The sequence below is a fragment of the Ancylobacter polymorphus genome, from assembly GCF_030813495.1.
Taxonomy (GTDB): domain Bacteria; phylum Pseudomonadota; class Alphaproteobacteria; order Rhizobiales; family Xanthobacteraceae; genus Ancylobacter; species Ancylobacter polymorphus.
The window spans coordinates 453,868-469,292 of sequence record NZ_JAUSUI010000004.1; the positions used below are offsets into that span (position 1 = coordinate 453,868).

At 68.5% G+C, this 15,425-nt stretch carries 12 protein-coding genes and 1 tRNA gene; 8 read left to right on the forward strand and 5 right to left on the reverse strand.

Annotation, left to right across the window (positions count from 1 at the left end):
• Positions 1 to 335: 335 nt before the first annotated feature.
• From clpX to J2S75_RS11835, 7 genes are all read left to right on the forward strand, one after another.
• Entirely contained in the window at positions 336 to 1,607 is a 1,272-nt protein-coding gene (gene clpX / locus J2S75_RS11805; protein WP_244376030.1) for an ATP-dependent Clp protease ATP-binding subunit ClpX, read from the forward strand.
• 252 nt (positions 1,608 to 1,859) lie between these two features.
• Positions 1,860 to 4,298, forward strand: coding sequence for an endopeptidase La (gene lon, locus J2S75_RS11810; RefSeq protein WP_307020046.1), 2,439 nt, complete (start codon positions 1,860 to 1,862; stop codon positions 4,296 to 4,298).
• A 316-nt stretch (positions 4,299 to 4,614) separates the two neighbouring features.
• Positions 4,615 to 4,893 carry an HU family DNA-binding protein gene (locus J2S75_RS11815; protein ID WP_018386927.1) on the forward strand — a complete coding sequence of 93 codons (279 nt, stop codon included), beginning with the start codon at positions 4,615 to 4,617 and terminating at the stop codon, positions 4,891 to 4,893.
• A gap of 361 nt (positions 4,894 to 5,254) precedes the next feature.
• A tRNA-Val gene (locus J2S75_RS11820) sits at positions 5,255 to 5,330 on the forward strand.
• A gap of 164 nt (positions 5,331 to 5,494) precedes the next feature.
• The gene (locus J2S75_RS11825) at positions 5,495 to 7,195 is read left to right on the forward strand and encodes a methyl-accepting chemotaxis protein (protein ID WP_307020047.1); all 1,701 of its coding nucleotides are present in this window, start codon (positions 5,495 to 5,497) and stop codon (positions 7,193 to 7,195) included.
• 191 nt (positions 7,196 to 7,386) lie between these two features.
• On the forward strand, positions 7,387 to 8,058 hold the full coding sequence (locus tag J2S75_RS11830; protein ID WP_307020048.1) for an HAD-IA family hydrolase: 672 nt from the start codon (positions 7,387 to 7,389) through the stop codon (positions 8,056 to 8,058).
• Complete coding sequence (locus J2S75_RS11835; RefSeq protein WP_307020049.1) at positions 8,055 to 8,813, forward strand: ATP12 family chaperone protein; 759 nt, start codon at positions 8,055 to 8,057, stop codon at positions 8,811 to 8,813. The genes J2S75_RS11830 and J2S75_RS11835 overlap by 4 nt, the downstream gene beginning before the upstream one ends.
• Before the next feature lie 59 nt (positions 8,814 to 8,872).
• Here the strand turns inward: J2S75_RS11835 and J2S75_RS11840 are convergent, their stop codons facing one another.
• From J2S75_RS11840 to J2S75_RS11850, 3 genes are all read right to left on the reverse strand, one after another.
• Positions 8,873 to 10,057, reverse strand: coding sequence for an acetate/propionate family kinase (locus J2S75_RS11840; protein ID WP_307020050.1), 1,185 nt, complete (start codon positions 10,055 to 10,057; stop codon positions 8,873 to 8,875).
• A 5-nt stretch (positions 10,058 to 10,062) separates the two neighbouring features.
• On the reverse strand, positions 10,063 to 11,031 hold the full coding sequence (locus tag J2S75_RS11845; RefSeq protein WP_307020051.1) for a phosphate acetyltransferase: 969 nt from the start codon (positions 11,029 to 11,031) through the stop codon (positions 10,063 to 10,065).
• Between the two features lie 154 nt (positions 11,032 to 11,185).
• On the reverse strand, positions 11,186 to 11,563 hold the full coding sequence (locus J2S75_RS11850) for a RidA family protein (RefSeq protein WP_307020080.1): 378 nt from the start codon (positions 11,561 to 11,563) through the stop codon (positions 11,186 to 11,188).
• Positions 11,564 to 11,749: 186 nt separating this feature from the next.
• Here J2S75_RS11850 and J2S75_RS11855 point away from each other — a divergent pair, with 186 nt between their 5' ends.
• On the forward strand, positions 11,750 to 12,832 hold the full coding sequence (locus J2S75_RS11855; protein WP_307020052.1) for an aldose epimerase family protein: 1,083 nt from the start codon (positions 11,750 to 11,752) through the stop codon (positions 12,830 to 12,832).
• Positions 12,833 to 12,842: 10 nt separating this feature from the next.
• On the opposite strand, the gene J2S75_RS11860 is transcribed toward J2S75_RS11855, so the two are convergent.
• Both J2S75_RS11860 and J2S75_RS11865 read right to left on the reverse strand, forming a co-directional pair.
• Complete coding sequence (locus J2S75_RS11860) at positions 12,843 to 14,333, reverse strand: carboxypeptidase M32 (protein WP_307020053.1); 1,491 nt, start codon at positions 14,331 to 14,333, stop codon at positions 12,843 to 12,845.
• A gap of 46 nt (positions 14,334 to 14,379) precedes the next feature.
• Positions 14,380 to 15,309 carry a hydrogen peroxide-inducible genes activator gene (locus tag J2S75_RS11865; RefSeq protein WP_307020054.1) on the reverse strand — a complete coding sequence of 310 codons (930 nt, stop codon included), beginning with the start codon at positions 15,307 to 15,309 and terminating at the stop codon, positions 14,380 to 14,382.
• Between the last annotated feature and the right edge of the window lie 116 nt (positions 15,310 to 15,425).

A 15,425-nucleotide genomic window follows, 5' to 3' on the forward strand; every position in this document is an offset into this window, starting at 1 on the left:
CTATATTGACACCTGAGCCCGCGTCGGGATGAAGCGCGGGCTTGCATGCGTCGCGGTATCGCGCTTGCATGGCATCAGCATGAAGTGTCGCCTGGAGGTGTGACGAGGGGACGACGGGCAGGTGCCCATTTCGCGAAAGCGGGGATGGTGCGAATGCCTTCTTGATCGGATCGTGGCCAGCGTGCTTGGCTGTGACGGAACAGGGACCCTTAAGTCGCTTCCTTTTGACGGCCTTTTCGAGCCGTCGCGTTTCTCCCCCCTTGGAGGCCCGCGGCGGCCGCGGGACTGGGGCGGTTCCGGGCAGTGCCTGGACCGCCGAGCGGACGGAGAGACGCATGAGCAAGGTTGGCGGCGGCGACAGCAAGAATACTCTTTACTGCTCGTTCTGCGGCAAGAGCCAGCACGAGGTCCGCAAACTCATTGCGGGACCGACGGTGTTCATCTGCGATGAATGCGTCGAGCTGTGCATGGACATCATCCGCGAGGAGAACAAATCCTCGCTGGTGAAGTCGCGCGACGGCATCCCGACCCCGAAGGAAATCTGCAAGGTCCTGGACGACTATGTGATCGGCCAGTTCCATGCCAAGCGCGTCCTCTCGGTGGCGGTGCATAACCACTACAAGCGCCTGAACCACGCGACCAAGCACGCCGGCGATGTCGAGCTGGCCAAGTCCAACATCATGCTGATCGGGCCGACGGGCTCGGGCAAGACGCTGCTCGCGCAGACGCTCGCCCGCATCCTCGACGTGCCCTTCACCATGGCGGACGCGACCACGCTGACCGAGGCGGGCTATGTCGGCGAGGATGTCGAGAACATCATCCTCAAGCTGCTGCAGTCGGCCGACTACAATGTCGAGCGGGCGCAGCGCGGCATCGTCTATATCGACGAGATCGACAAGATCAGCCGCAAGTCCGACAATCCCTCCATCACCCGCGACGTGTCGGGCGAGGGCGTGCAGCAGGCGCTTCTGAAGATCATGGAAGGCACGGTCGCTTCCGTGCCGCCGCAGGGCGGGCGCAAGCATCCGCAGCAGGAATTCCTGCAGGTGGACACCACCAACATCCTGTTCATCTGCGGCGGCGCCTTCGCCGGCCTCGACAAGATCATCTCCTCGCGCGGCAAGGGCACGTCCATCGGCTTCGGCGCGGTGGTGGCGGCCCCCGAGGACCGCAAGCCCGGCGAAGTGTTCCGCGAGGTGGAGCCGGAAGACCTGCTGAAATACGGGCTGATCCCGGAATTCATCGGTCGTCTGCCGGTTATCGCCACGCTGGGCGACCTCGACGAGGCGGCGCTGAAGAAGATCCTCTCCGAGCCGAAGAACGCGCTGGTGAAGCAGTATCAGCGCCTGTTCGAGATGGAGAATGTCGAGCTGACCATTCATGAGGAAGCGCTGGGCGCCATCGCCCGCAAGGCCATCGAGCGCAAGACCGGCGCGCGCGGCCTGCGCTCGATCATGGAGGGCATCCTGCTCGACACGATGTTCGACCTGCCGGGCCTGGAAGGCGTGGAAGAGGTCGTCATCAGCAAAGAGGTCGTCGAGCAGAACGCACGTCCGCTCTACATCTATGCGGACCGCGCGGCCGGCGATGCGGGCGCGAGTGCGTAGTCAACCGGCGGTGGACAGGGCCGGGCCAGCAGGTCCGGCCAGCGGCGCGGCCCGCTCCCTTGACGGGGGGCGGGGGCATCGCCATCTGAGCCTCAACCACCGGTCCTCGACCGCATCGACGTGCTCCGCGCGCCTGACGCAGCCCCCGCACAGAGATCAACGTTCGCGTTCCGGCCGCATCGCGGCGCGGTTCTCCCCGAGGACGCTTGTCCTCGGGTCTGGTCGCCTGCCGCCCAAAGAAAGGAAAGAGCCATGACGAGCCCCAAGCCTCGCACCGCGCTCACCCCGGGAGTGGCGCAGACCTTCCCGGTCCTGCCGCTGCGCGACATCGTCGTCTTCCCGCATATGATCGTGCCGCTGTTCGTCGGCCGCGAAAAGTCGATCCGCGCCCTCGAAGAGGTGATGCGCAACGACACCTTCATCCTGCTGGCGACGCAGGAGAACGCCTCGGACGACGATCCGGCGACCTCCTCGATCTACAAGATCGGCACGCTGGCCTCGGTGCTGCAGCTGCTCAAGCTGCCGGACGGCACGGTGAAGGTGCTGGTCGAGGGCATTTCGCGCGCCAAGGTGAACCACTACACCGACCGCACCGACCTCTATGAGGCCGAGGCGCAGGCGCTGGAAGAGGAACTCGGCTCCAAGGTCGAGGCCGAGGCGCTCGGCCGCTCGGTGCTGGCCGAGTTCGACAGCTATGTGAAGCTGAACAAGAAGGTTTCACCGGAAGTCGTCGGCGTCGTCACCCAGATCGAGGACCACTCGAAGCTGGCCGACACCGTCGCCTCGCATCTCGCGGTGAAGATCCCCGAGAAGCAGGCGGTGCTGGAGATTCTCAAGGTCACCAGCCGGCTGGAGAAGGTGCTTTCGCTGATGGAGAGCGAAATCTCGGTCCTTCAGGTCGAGAAGCGCATCCGCACGCGCGTCAAGCGCCAGATGGAGAAGACCCAGCGCGAGTACTATCTCAACGAGCAGATGAAGGCGATCCAGAAGGAGCTGGGCGACGGCGAGGACGGCCGTGACGAGCTGGCCGAACTGGAAGAGCGCATCAAGACGGTCAAGCTCTCCAAGGAAGCCCGCGAGAAGGCGACGCACGAACTGAAGAAGCTGCGGCAGATGTCGCCCATGTCGGCGGAAGCCACCGTGGTGCGCAACTATCTCGACTGGCTGCTGTCGATCCCGTGGGGCAACCGCAGCAAGGTCAAGAAGGACCTGCCCTTCGCCCAGAACGTGCTCGATACCGATCATTTCGGCCTCGACAAGGTCAAGGACCGCATCGTCGAATATCTCGCCGTGCAGAGCCGGCAGAACAAGCTCACCGGGCCGATCCTGTGCCTGGTCGGTCCGCCCGGCGTCGGCAAGACCTCGCTCGCCAAGTCCATCGCCAAGGCGACGGGCCGCGAATATGTGCGCGTCGCTCTCGGAGGCGTGCGCGACGAGGCGGAGATCCGTGGCCATCGCCGGACCTATATCGGCTCCATGCCCGGCAAGATCATCCAGTCCATGCGCAAGGCCAAGAAGGCCAACCCGCTGTTCCTGCTGGACGAAATCGACAAGATGGGCGCCGACTTCCGCGGCGACCCGTCCTCGGCCCTGCTTGAGGTGCTCGACCCCGAGCAGAACCACACCTTCGCCGATCACTATCTGGAAGTGGATTACGACCTCTCCAATGTGATGTTCGTGACCACCGCCAACACGCTGAACATCCCGCCGGCCCTGCTGGACCGGATGGAGGTGATCCGCATCGCCGGCTACACCGAGGACGAGAAGGTCGAGATCGCCCGCCGTCACCTCATCCCGCAGGCGCTGACCAAGCATGGTCTGCAGCCCAAGGAATGGTCGATCGACGACGAGGCGCTGCTCACCCTCGTGCGCCGCTACACCCGCGAAGCGGGCGTGCGTAACCTTGAGCGCGAGATTTCCAATCTCGCCCGCAAGGCGGTGAAGGACCTGATGCTGACCAAGAAGAAGACGGTCAAGATCACGGTCAAGCAGTTGGAGGACTATCTCGGCGCGCCCAAGTACCGCTATGGCGAGGCCGAGAGCGAGGACCAGGTCGGCGTCGTGACCGGCCTTGCCTGGACCGAGGTGGGTGGCGAAATCCTCACCATCGAAGGCGTCATGATGCCCGGCAAGGGCAAGATGACGGTGACGGGCAATCTGCGCGACGTGATGAAGGAATCGATCTCGGCGGCGGCCTCCTATGTCCGCTCGCGCGCGCTCGATTTCGGCATCGAGCCGCCTCTGTTCGACCGCCGCGATATCCATGTGCATGTGCCGGAGGGGGCGACCCCGAAGGACGGCCCGTCCGCCGGCGTCGCCATGGCGACCGTGCTGACCTCGGTGCTGACCGGCATCCCGATCCGCCGCGATGTCGCCATGACCGGCGAAGTGACGCTGCGCGGCCGGGTGCTGCCGATCGGCGGTCTGAAGGAAAAGCTGCTGGCGGCCCTGCGCGCCGGCATCAAGAAGGTTCTGATCCCCGAGGAGAACGCCAAGGACCTGGCGGAAATCCCGGACAATGTGAAGAACGCGCTTGAAGTCGTGCCGGTGTCGCGGATGGACGAGGTGCTGCAGCACGCGCTCGTCCGCCAGCCGGAAGCGATCGTCTGGGAAGAGAAGGCGCTGGCGCCGGCCACCGAGGTCGAACCTGTCATCGCCCGCGACGAGATCGGCGTCATCGCCCCGCACTGAGCGGGCGAACCGGGTTCGTACAACGCAAAGAGGAAACGGCGGCGCCATGGGCGCCGCCGTTTTCGTTTCTCCGGCCTTCGTCGCCTCGGCCGATGATTCCATGTGGGGAAAGCGGCGCATTCGCCCAAAATGCGGGCGTGGCAAAGCCGTCACAAATTACGGTATCCCATTACACGCAATCCCCCCGAAGTCGTGTATTTGTGCGGGTTTCGCGGTGGGAGCGCTTGCAATCGCCGCAATTTGGGGAAAGTGTGCCCGCCCGTCGTCGGTGCATGCGACCGACGATTCTTGTGCAATCAAGGGAAGGACCGGTCAAATGACCACGAAGAACGAACTCGTCGCCGCTGTGGCCGAGCAGGCCAAGCTGACGAAGGCTGCTGCGGCGGCCGCGGTCGACGCGACCTTCGATGCTATTGCCGCCTCGCTGAAGGCCGGCGAAGAAGTCAAGCTGATCGGCTTCGGCAGCTTCTCCGTCGTGACCCGCGCCGCGCGCGAAGGCCGCAACCCCCGCACCGGCAACCCGGTCAAGATCGAGGCCTCCAAGGCCCCGAAGTTCACGCCCGGCAAGGGCCTGAAGGAAACCGTCAACGGTTGATTCTCGCGGCGCCGCGCCCCCCGCGCCTGATGGGGCGGGGTGCGGTGCGGCGCCGAGGGCGCAGGTTCGCCGGCCATGCCGGCGGACCCGCGCTGCGCCCGCCCCACTGGCGGCGCATGGCGGCAGCGACAGTGGCGCCGCACCTGCCTTTTCCAGATATCCATCCGCATGAGCGGCGCGACGGCGCGCTTCCCGACTCGGCCGGGAAGATGGCGCGGCCCACGGGCCGATGGCACGTCTGCTGGCGCCCCCGCGCCGCCCACCTCACCCACAGCCTCGTCGGCACCGGCGCCGCTTTCTCGTCAGAGGCTCTTGCCGCCTCGCGGCGGCGATGCTTAAACGCAGCCGGCGAAAGCCGTGCGGGCGGTTAGCTCAGTTGGTAGAGCATCTCGTTTACACCGAGAGGGTCGGCGGTTCGAGCCCGTCACCGCCCACCATCGCTCCCCGAAACCGGAGGGGGCGCCTCCGCAGGGGTTGTGACCCAGCAGCAGGACAGCTTCACACAAGGCGGCGTTTTCATGGTGGCGGCGGTAGGTCTCGGCCGGCACCGCGCAGCAACGCGCCCGGGCTGGGGCTGGGTTAGCTGTCCCGTGGAGCTCACATGTCCTTCAAGAATTTGCCGCTCATCGGCAAGATATCGGCGCTGCTGCTGCTGCTTGCCGCCTTCGCCACCGGCGGGGTGATTTTCGCCGGCACCCGCATGCAGGCGATCAGTTCGCAATATCACGAGGCCCTGACGGGCCCCGCCTCGGCCGCCGTGGCGCTGGCCCGTGCCAACCGCTTCACCGTCTATTTCAACCAGGGCGTCTACCAGTCCCTCTCGGCGCTGACCGACGAGGACAATGAGGCGGCGGCCAAGACCCAGAAGGAGGCCGTCGCCGGCTTCCATGACCGCATGGCGGACGCGGCGACCAAGGACCCCTCGGTTGCCGATGATGTGAAGACGCTGGTGGCGAAGTTCGACCGCTTCATCGGCGAACAGTGCGGCGACATCGTCGCGCGCGCCAATGCCTCGACCTCGGTCGAAGAGAACAACAAGACGGCCGCAGAATGGAATGCGCGCTGCATGCCCATTTCCAAGGCGATCATCACCGACATCGCCGCTGAGGTGAACACCCGGGCGAACGACATCTTAAAGCTGTCCGACGGCCTGCGCGCCGACGCCGCGTCGTCGGTGACCCTGGTGTACAGCGTGATGGCCGCCGGCCTCGTGCTGGTGCTGGTGCTGGCCTTCCTGGCGACACGCTTCGGCGTGGTGAACCCGCTGGAGCGGCTGCGGAAGGTGTTCGACAATCTCGCCCAGGGCGTGCTCGCCGTGACCGTGGAAGGCACCGAGCGCAAGGACGAGATCGGCGGCATGGCCCGTTCGGCGGAAGTGCTGCGCGGCGCGCTGGTCGATGCCGAGAAGGCGCGCGAGGAGGCTCGCCAGGCCGAAGTCCACGCCGCCCAGCGTGTCGCCGCCCAGCGCCTCGCCATCGCCGACGAGTTCGAATCGAAGATGGGTTCGCTCGCCAATGCTCTGTCGAACTCCTCCACCGAAGTGTCGGAAGCGGCGCGCAACCTCGCCGCTAGCGCCGAGGAGACCTCCCGCCAGGCGGCGGCGGTCGGCAGTGCCGCGGCCGAAGCCTCGGGCAGCGTGCAGACGGTCGCGGCGGCGACCGAGGAACTCACCTCCTCGATCCGCGAGATCGGCAACCAGGTCAGCGGCGCCGCCGGGCGCGCGGTGAGCGGGGCCGAGGTGGTGAACCGCACCGCCACCGAGATCCGCGAGCTCTCCGAAGCCGCGGCCAAGATCGGCGAAGTGGTCAACCTCATCACCGACATCGCCGCCCAGACCAACCTCCTCGCGCTCAACGCCACCATCGAGGCGGCGCGTGCGGGCGAGGCGGGCCGCGGCTTCGCGGTGGTCGCGCAGGAAGTGAAGCAGCTTGCCGAGCAGACCGCCGGCGCCACGAAGGAAATCGGGCTCAAGGTCAACGATATCCAGCAGGCGACCGGCCGCACCGTGGGCTCGATCGAGCACATCGTCTCCACCATCGCCCAGATCCGCGATGCGACGACCACCATCGCCGGCTCGGTGGAGCAGCAGAGCTCGGCCACGCAGGAAATCGCTGTGAACACCAACCAGGCCGCGAGCGGCACCGGCATGGTGAGCGAGAACATCGTCGGTGTCGGCCGCGCGGCCGAAATGACCGGCGCCGCCTCCGCGCAGCTGACCTCGCTTTCCGGTGCGCTGGCGCATCAGGCCAGCGATCTGAAGCAACAGGTGGGTGAGCTGGTGCGCAGCCTGCGGGCGGCCTGACCGTCCACACGCTCCCAGCCCCGCCGCGCGCCGCTTCCCCCAGCGGCGCGCGGTTTGCTTTTCGGGAGGCGGCCCTGCCGGGCCGGGGCCGGGGGTTGACATCCCCGGTCGCATCCCCGACTTCGACGGCTCTCCCGCGCCGTCGCGTTTCCCAGCGCGCCGTGCGCCTTACGCTGCCCCGTGGTGTGCCGATGAAACTCGTCCTGTTCGATTGCGACGGCACGCTGGTGGACAGCCAGCACGTCATTGTCGCCGCCATGGGCCGCGCCTTCGCCCGCGCGGAACTCGCCATGCCCCCGCGCGAGGCGGTTCTCGGCATTGTCGGCCTGTCGCTGGTGGAAGCGATGCAGCGGCTTGGCGAGGACGATCCGCGCTTTCCCGCCGAGCGGCTGGCCGAACTGTACCGCGAGGCGTTCCGCGAATTGCGCACCGAGCCGAATTTCAGCGAGCCGATGTTCCCCGGCATGCGCGGGCTGATCGACCGCCTCGCCGCCCGCGACGACCTGCTGCTCGGCATCGCCACCGGCAAGTCGCAGCGCGGCGTGGCGGCCGTGCTGGCCCATCACGGGCTCGAAGGGCGCTTCGTCACCATCCAGACGGCGGACGATGCTCCCTCCAAGCCGCACCCGGCCATGGTGCTGCAGGCGATGGCCGCCACCGGCGCGGAGCCGATGGACACGGTGCTGATCGGCGACACCAGCTTCGACATGGTGATGGCCCGTGCCGCCGGTGCCCGCGCCATCGGCGTGAGCTGGGGCTATCACGCGCCCGATCTGCTGACCCAGTCGGGCGCCGAGCGTCTGGCGACGGATGCGGACGAGCTGCAACGGGCGATCGACGAACTCTGGGAGACGGTGGCGTGAGCGAAGGGATTCCCGAGGCGCCGCCGGCGCCCGCCCGGCCGGGCTTTACCGAGCGCAAGCCGCTGCCCAAGCGATTCTACCGCGAGGCCGGAGCGGCGGCGACGGAGGGCGGGCTGTTCCGCGTGGAGCTGGACGGGCGCCCGGTGCGCACGCCGGGGCGCCACCTCGTCGCGGTGCCGAGCCTGACGCTGGCGCAGGCTCTGGCGCAGGAGTGGCAGTCACAGGGCGAGTTCATCGACCCGATGACCATGCCGATGACCCGGCTGGTCAATTCCGCCCTCGACGGCGTCGCGCCCAACATGGCCGAGGTCGGCGACGAGATCGTGCGCTACGCCGGCAGCGACCTGCTGTGCTACCGCACCGGCAATCCGGCGCAGCTGGTGGCACTGCACGCGGAACTGTGGGACCCGGTTCTGGCCTGGGCACGCGAGCGCTTCGGCGCCATTTTCATGCTGAGCGAGGGCGTCGTCCATGTCGCCCAGCCGCCGCGCACGCTGGAACTCATCGCCGGCGCGCTGCCGGACGATCCGCTGCGGCTCGCCGCGCTCAACCTGATGACGACGCTGAGCGGCTCGGCGCTGCTGGCGCTGGCGGTGGCGCATGGCCATCTCGATGTGGACATGGCGTGGCGCGCCGCCCATGCGGATGAAGAGGTGCAGGAGCAGCTCTGGGGCACCGATGCCGAGGCGCTGGACCGACGCGCCCGGCGCCGGCGCGACTTCGACGCCGCCGCGCGGGTCTACGCCCTGCTCTAACTCTATGATTATACGCAATTCCTGTCGCAGAACCGCTATACACTTTTGCGGGAATTGCTCTAGGCCGGCCGCAGCAGGGCCAGCGTCGCCAGCGCGATCATCCGCTCCTCATCGGTGGGGATGACCAGCACATGGGGGCCGGGCCCGTCAGCGTCGATCCAGGTGGCGTTGGCGGCATTGGCGGCCGCGTCCAGCGCCACGCCGAGCAGGCCGAGCCGGGCGCAGATGCGGGCGCGGATCTCCGGGGAGCGCTCGCCAATGCCGGCGGTGAACACCAGCGCGTCGAGCCCGCCCAGCGTGACCGCGAGGCGCGCCACCGCCTGCGCGACATGGAGGGCGAAATACTCCACCGCAAGCGCGGCGGCGGGCGCCTCGCTCGCCAGCAATTCGCGCATGTCGCTGGAGAGGCCGGAAAGCCCCTTCAGCCCGCTGTCGTGATAGAGCATGTGACCGACCTCGGCCGCGCTCATGCCCTTCTGCTCGATGAGATGCAGCACCACGCCGGGGTCGAGCGCGCCGCAGCGCGTGCCCATGGGCAGGCCATCCAGCGCGGTGAAGCTCATCGTCGCATCCTGGCTCGCGCCGTCCTTCAGCCCGCAGGCCGAGGCGCCGGAGCCGAGATGGCAGATGACGACGCGCCCGCGCGCCAGCTCCGGCGCCAGTTCGTGCAGTGCGCCGGAGACATATTCATAGGACAGGCCGTGGAAGCCGTAGCGGCGCACGCCGTCGCGGTAGAGCGCGTCGGGCAGGGCGAAGCGGTCGCAGATTTCCGGGTGGCTGCGGTGGAAGGCGGTGTCGAAGCAGGCGACCTGCGGCAGGTCCGGCCGGCGCTCGCGGATGGTGCGGATCGGGTCGAGATTGGTCAGCTGGTGCAGCGGGGCGAGCGGAATGAAGCTCTCCAGCGTGCGCAGCACCTCGTCATTCACAATTTCAGGGTGGGTGTAGTGCGGCCCGCCATGCACGACGCGGTGGCCGACGCCGATGAGATCGAAGCCGTCGAGATGCGGCAGCACCCAGTCGCTGATGGCGTGCTGGGCTTCCGGGGCCTTGGCGATCGTCTCCGGCGTGAAGGTGCGCTCGACCAGTACCGTGCCGGCGTCGTCCTTGGCGAGGAGGCGCGGGCGGGTGCCGATGCCGTCCAGCGCCCCGCCGAGGACCAGCGCAACATCGCGCCCCACGACGCGGTAGAGCTTGAACTTGATGCTGGACGAGCCGGCATTGACGACGAAAATGGCCTCGTTCATCGCGCTCATCCTCCCAGCCCCGGCTGGCGCAGCCGCGCCTGCGCATAGAGCACGGCCACCGCGCAGGAGGCGAGGCGGGTCTTCAGCGTGTCGGCGCGGCTGGTGAGGATCACCGGCACCCGCGCGCCGAGCACCACGCCGGCGGCATCGGCGCCGGCCATGAAGGTGAGGTTCTTCGCCAGCATGTTGCCGGCTTCGAGATCGGGCGCGACGAGGATCTGCGCCCGGCCGGCGACGGGGGAGACGATGCCCTTGATGCGTGCGGCTTCCGGCGAGATGGCGTTGTCGAGCGCCAGCGGTCCGTCGAGATCGCCGCCGGTGATCTGGCCGCGATCGGCCATCTTGCACAAAGCGGCGGCCTCGATCGTGCTGGGAATCGAGGTGGTGACGGTTTCCACCGCCGAGAGGATGGCGACGCGCGGCCGGCCGAGGCCGAGCCCGACATGCAGGTCGATGGCGTTCTGCACGATGTCGCGCTTGGCATCGAGATCGGGGAAGATGTTCACCGCCGCATCGGTGATGAACAGCGGCTCGGCATAGCTCGGCACGTCCATGACGAAGACATGGCTGATGCGCCGCCCGGTGCGCAGGCCGGTGTCGCGGGCGGTGATGGCGGCGAGCAGCTCGTCGCTGTGCAGGCTGCCCTTCATCAGCAGCGCGGCCCCGCCCTCGCGCACCAGTTCCACCGCCTTGGCGGCAGAGGCGACGCTGTGCGGCGTGTCGACGACCGCGATGCCGGCGAGGTCCAGCCCTTCCGCCTGCGCCACCGCCTCGATGCGGGCGCGGGGGCCGACCAGGATCGGCACGATGAAGCCGGCCTTGGCGGCGTCGAGCGCGCCGTGCAGGGAGGCGGCGTCGCAGGGATGGGCGATGGCGGTGGGCATGGCCTCCACCGTGCGGGCGCGGGCGATCAGGCGCTCATAATTGCCGTGATCGATCGGGGGCACCGTGCCGGGCCTTGTGGCCATGTCCATGTCTTCGCCTCCGTTGCGCCGGGTCGCGGCGCGGATATCGCGTTCAGTGTCGCCGTCATGGCTGACGGCAGAACGACACAGGCCGGCCTTTTGTGCCCGCGTCCATGACCTCACGCAAAGACCGCCCGTTCCGCTCCGGTCGCCTGTGGCGGGCTCAGCCCGGACGGCGTGCGACGAGGTCGATCTCGACCAGCGCGTCGCGGGCGAGGCCGGTGACGCCGACACAGGTACGCGCCGGGCGGCGGTCGGCGGGGAAATAGGAGGCATAGACCGCGTTCATGGCGGGATAATCGCCCTTGAAATCGGTGAGATAGACGCGCGCCTGCAGCACATGCGACAGGTCGAGCCCGATGCCGGCGAGGACCAGCACGAGATTGTCCATCACCCGGCGCGTCTGCGCCTCCACGCCTTCCGGCAGCGGGCGCGAATCATCGTCCGGCCAGGTCGGCATCTGGCCGGTGATGAAGACCCAGCCATCCGCCTCCACGGCATGGCTGAACGGGGCGACGGGGGTCGGGGCACCGGCAATCATGTGGAACTGCGCCAAGATCGCGTCTCCTGCTGGGGGCGGGTGGGCGAGCTTCCCCCGGCGACGGCGGCGCGGTCAATGCAGGAGGCCGGAAGCCGCCGCCGGGGGCTGGCATTCGCGCCGGAGCGGGAGGACAATGCCGCCCGTGAAGGCGGTGCCGGGCAAATCCGGTTGTGTCGTGAGTCGAGCATGAACCAGCATGTGAGCGCCCATATTCTGCGCGAGCCCTTCGGCACCCTGCCCGACGGCACCGAAATCCAGCGCTTCCGCCTGTTCGGCGAGGGGGGCATGGAGGTGGCCATTCTCGACCTCGGCGCCACGGTGCAGGCGCTGCACGTGCCCGACCGTTCGGGGCGCCGCGCCGATGTCGTGCTCGGCCATGACACGCCGCAGGACTATGTCCGCGAGCCGCGCTTTTTCGGCGTGGCGGTGGGCCGCTATGCCAACCGCATCGCCGGCGGGCGCTTCACGCTCGACGGCACCGACTACCGCGTTCCCGCCAATGATGGCGACCACGCCCTGCATGGCGGGCCGGAAGGCTTCGACCGGCGCGTGTGGCGGCTCGCCGAGCTGTGCGAGGGGCAGGCGCCCTCGCTGCGCCTCACCCTTACCAGCCCGGCGGGCGACCAGGGCTTTCCCGGCACGCTGGACGCGAGCGTGACCTACACGCTGAGCGGGGCAGGGGAGCTGACCATCGCCTTCGAGGCGACGACGGACGCGCCGACCCTCGTGAACCTGACCCATCACGGCTATTTCAATCTTGGCGGGGTGGAGGCTGGCGGCGATGTGCTCGACCATTTGCTGACCATCCACGCCGACGATTATCTGCCCGTCGACGCGGCGGCGATCCCGCTCGGCGGGCCGGAGAGCGTGGACGGAACGCCCTTCGACTTCTGCACGCCACGCCGCATCGGCGACCGCATCCGGCAGGCGCATGAGCAGCTGCGGCGCGGGCGGGGCTATGACCACAATTACTGCCTCGAAGGCGGCGCGACCGCCCACCCCCGTCTCGCCGCGCGGGTGGAACATCCCGCCTCCGGCCGGGTGATGGAGGTGCTGACCGACCAGCCGGGGCTGCAATTCTATTCCGGCAATTTTCTCGACGGCACGGCGCTCGGCAAGAATGGCCGTCTCTACCGCCAGTCCGACGGCTTCTGCCTGGAGCCGCAGGTCTGGCCGGACGCGCCGAACCGGGCGGATTACCCCTCGGCCCGGCTGGACCCCGGCCAGACCTATCGCCACGTCTCCGTCTTCCGCTTCTCCACCGACTGAGGCGCGGCCCTCACGCCGGCAGATAGCGCCGGGCGAGATGGGCCTTGAACACGCCGGCATCGAGCGGGCGGCCGGTGGCGCGGGTGAGAAGCGCATCCGTGTCGAGAAGCGAACCGAGCCCATGCACATGGGTGCGCAGCCAGCCGACCAGCGGCGCGAAATCGCCGCGGCCGATGGCCGGCAGCGTGTCCGGCTCGGCCCGGCAGGCGGCGTCGAACAGCTGCGCGGCGGCGATGGCGCCGAGCGTGTAGGTGGGGAAATAGCCCCAGCCGCCGCTCGGCCAGTGAATGTCCTGCAGGCAACCCAGCCGGTCATTGGGCGGCGTGGTGCCGAGCAGCTCCTTCATCCCGGCATTCCACGCCGCCGGCAGCTCCGCCAGCGGGAGATCGTCCGCGATCATCGCCTTTTCCAGCCGCGTGCGCAGGATGACATGGGCGGGGTAGGTGACCTCGTCGGCATCGACGCGAATGAAACCGCGCTCGATGCGGGTGTAGCGGCGCCACAGCGCCTCCGCCTCCCATTCCGGCCCCGTTCCGCCGAAGGCGGCGCGCATCAGCGGCGCGGCGAAGCCGAGGAATTCGCGCGAGCGGCAGGCCTGCATCTCCATCAGCAGCGACTGGCTTTCATGCAGCACCATGCCGCGCGCCTGCCCGACGGGCTGGTTCATATAGGCGGCAGGGCGGCCCTGCTCATAAAGCGCGTGGCCGGTCTCGTGGATCACGCCCATGAGCGCCTTGGCGAAATCGGCCTCGTCATAGCGGGTGGTGATGCGCACATCATGGTCGGCGCCGCCGCAGAAGGGGTGGGTGGACACGTCGAGCCGGCCCCGGTCGAAGTCATAGCCGAGCGCCGCCATCATCCGCTGGCCGAGCCCGCGCTGCGCCTCCACCGCGAAGGGGCCTTCCAGCGCACCGGGCGCGGGGCGGCGGGCCTGCGCCGCCAGCGCTTCCTCGGTGAAGCCGGGCAGGAAGGCGGCGAGATCGTCGAACAGCGCGTCGATGCGGGCGATGCGTGCGCCCGGCTCATAATCGTTCAGCAGCGCGTCATAGGGCGAGAGGCCGAGAATCGCGCCCTTGGCGGCGCCGGCCTCGCGCTGCAGCCGCAGCACCTCGGCGAGATAGGGCAGCAAGGCGGGAAAGTCGGACTCCGCGCGCGCCTGCCGCCACGCCATCTCGCAGGCGGAAATCGCCTTGCTGGAGGCTTCCACCAGATCGGCGGGCACGGCGGTCTGCGCGGTGAAGACGCGGCGCATCTCCCGCAGATTGGCCCGCTCCCAGTCACCGAGCGTGTCGTCGCCGGCGGCGGCCTCCAGCCAGTCGCCGAGGCGCGGGTCCACCGCCATCTCGTGCTGCAGCACGCGCAGCAGCGCCAGGCTTTCCGCCCGGCTGGCGGCGGCGCCCTTCGGCATCATCGTGTCACTGTCCCATTGCAGGATGCCGATGGCGTTGGACATCGCGCTGATGCGGCCGAAATGGGCGGCGAGGGAGGCGTAGGCGGACATGAACGTTCTCCGGCGGTTGCCGGCGCGGGCCGGCCTCGCCCCTGTTCTAGCCGAGGGCCCCGTTCGGCGGAACCGGCGTGCCGGGTTCGGCCATGGCGGCCTCGCGGACGATTTCCGCCATCCGTTCGAAGGATGCGGCGAGCGGATTGGTCCGGCGCCAGACCATGCCGATGGTGCGGGTGGGGCGGGGCGTCGCCAGCCGCGCCACCGCGACGGCGGCGGAGCGTGTTTCAATGCCCACCGCCATCTGCGGGATCAGCGTCACGCCGATGCCGGCGCCGACCATCTGCACCAGCGTGGTGAGCGAACTGCCCTCCATCAGGTCGCGCGGCAGCTGCGAGGAGAGATTGCAGAAGGAAAGCGCCTGTTCGCGGAAGCAATGGCCTTCCTGCAGCAGCAGCAGGCGCATGGTGCGCAGTGTCTCGGAATTCGGCACCGGCAGTGCCGCCTCGCTCGCGGGGCGCACAAGGACGAACTCCTCCTCGAACAGCGCGTGTTCGCTCAGCGAGGGCTCCGAGACGGGCAGGGCGACAAGGGCGGTGTCGAGCCGCCCGTCGATGAGATCGTCGACGAGGCGCTGCGTCACCGCTTCGCGCGGGCGCAGGTCGAGGCCGGGAAAGCGCTCGCCCAGCCGCTGCATCACGGCGGGCAGCAGATAGGGCGCGACGGTGGGGATGACGCCGATGCGTACCCGGCCGGCCAGCGGGCTGTGCGAGGCGCGGGCGAGATCGCCCAGTTCCTCCACCGCCCGCAGGATATGGCGCGCGCGGGCGGCGAAATCCTCGCCGAGCCGGGTGAGCCGGATCTGGCGCGGGCCGCGCTCCACCAGCGGCGCGCCGAGGATTTCCTCCAGTTCCTTCACCTGCAGCGACAGCGCCGGCTGGGAGATGGCGCAGGCCTCCGCCGCCCGGCCGAAATGGCCGTGCTGGGCCAGCGCCTCGAAATAGCGCAGATGCCGCATGGAAATATCGGTCATAAGCCCAGATTATCGTTGCAATTAGAAAATGCAAATTTTCATTATCCCGCGCCTACGATAAGACCTCTTCCAATTCCAAACGCCTGCCCGTGCGCCTCGCGTGCCCGGGCGCGCGC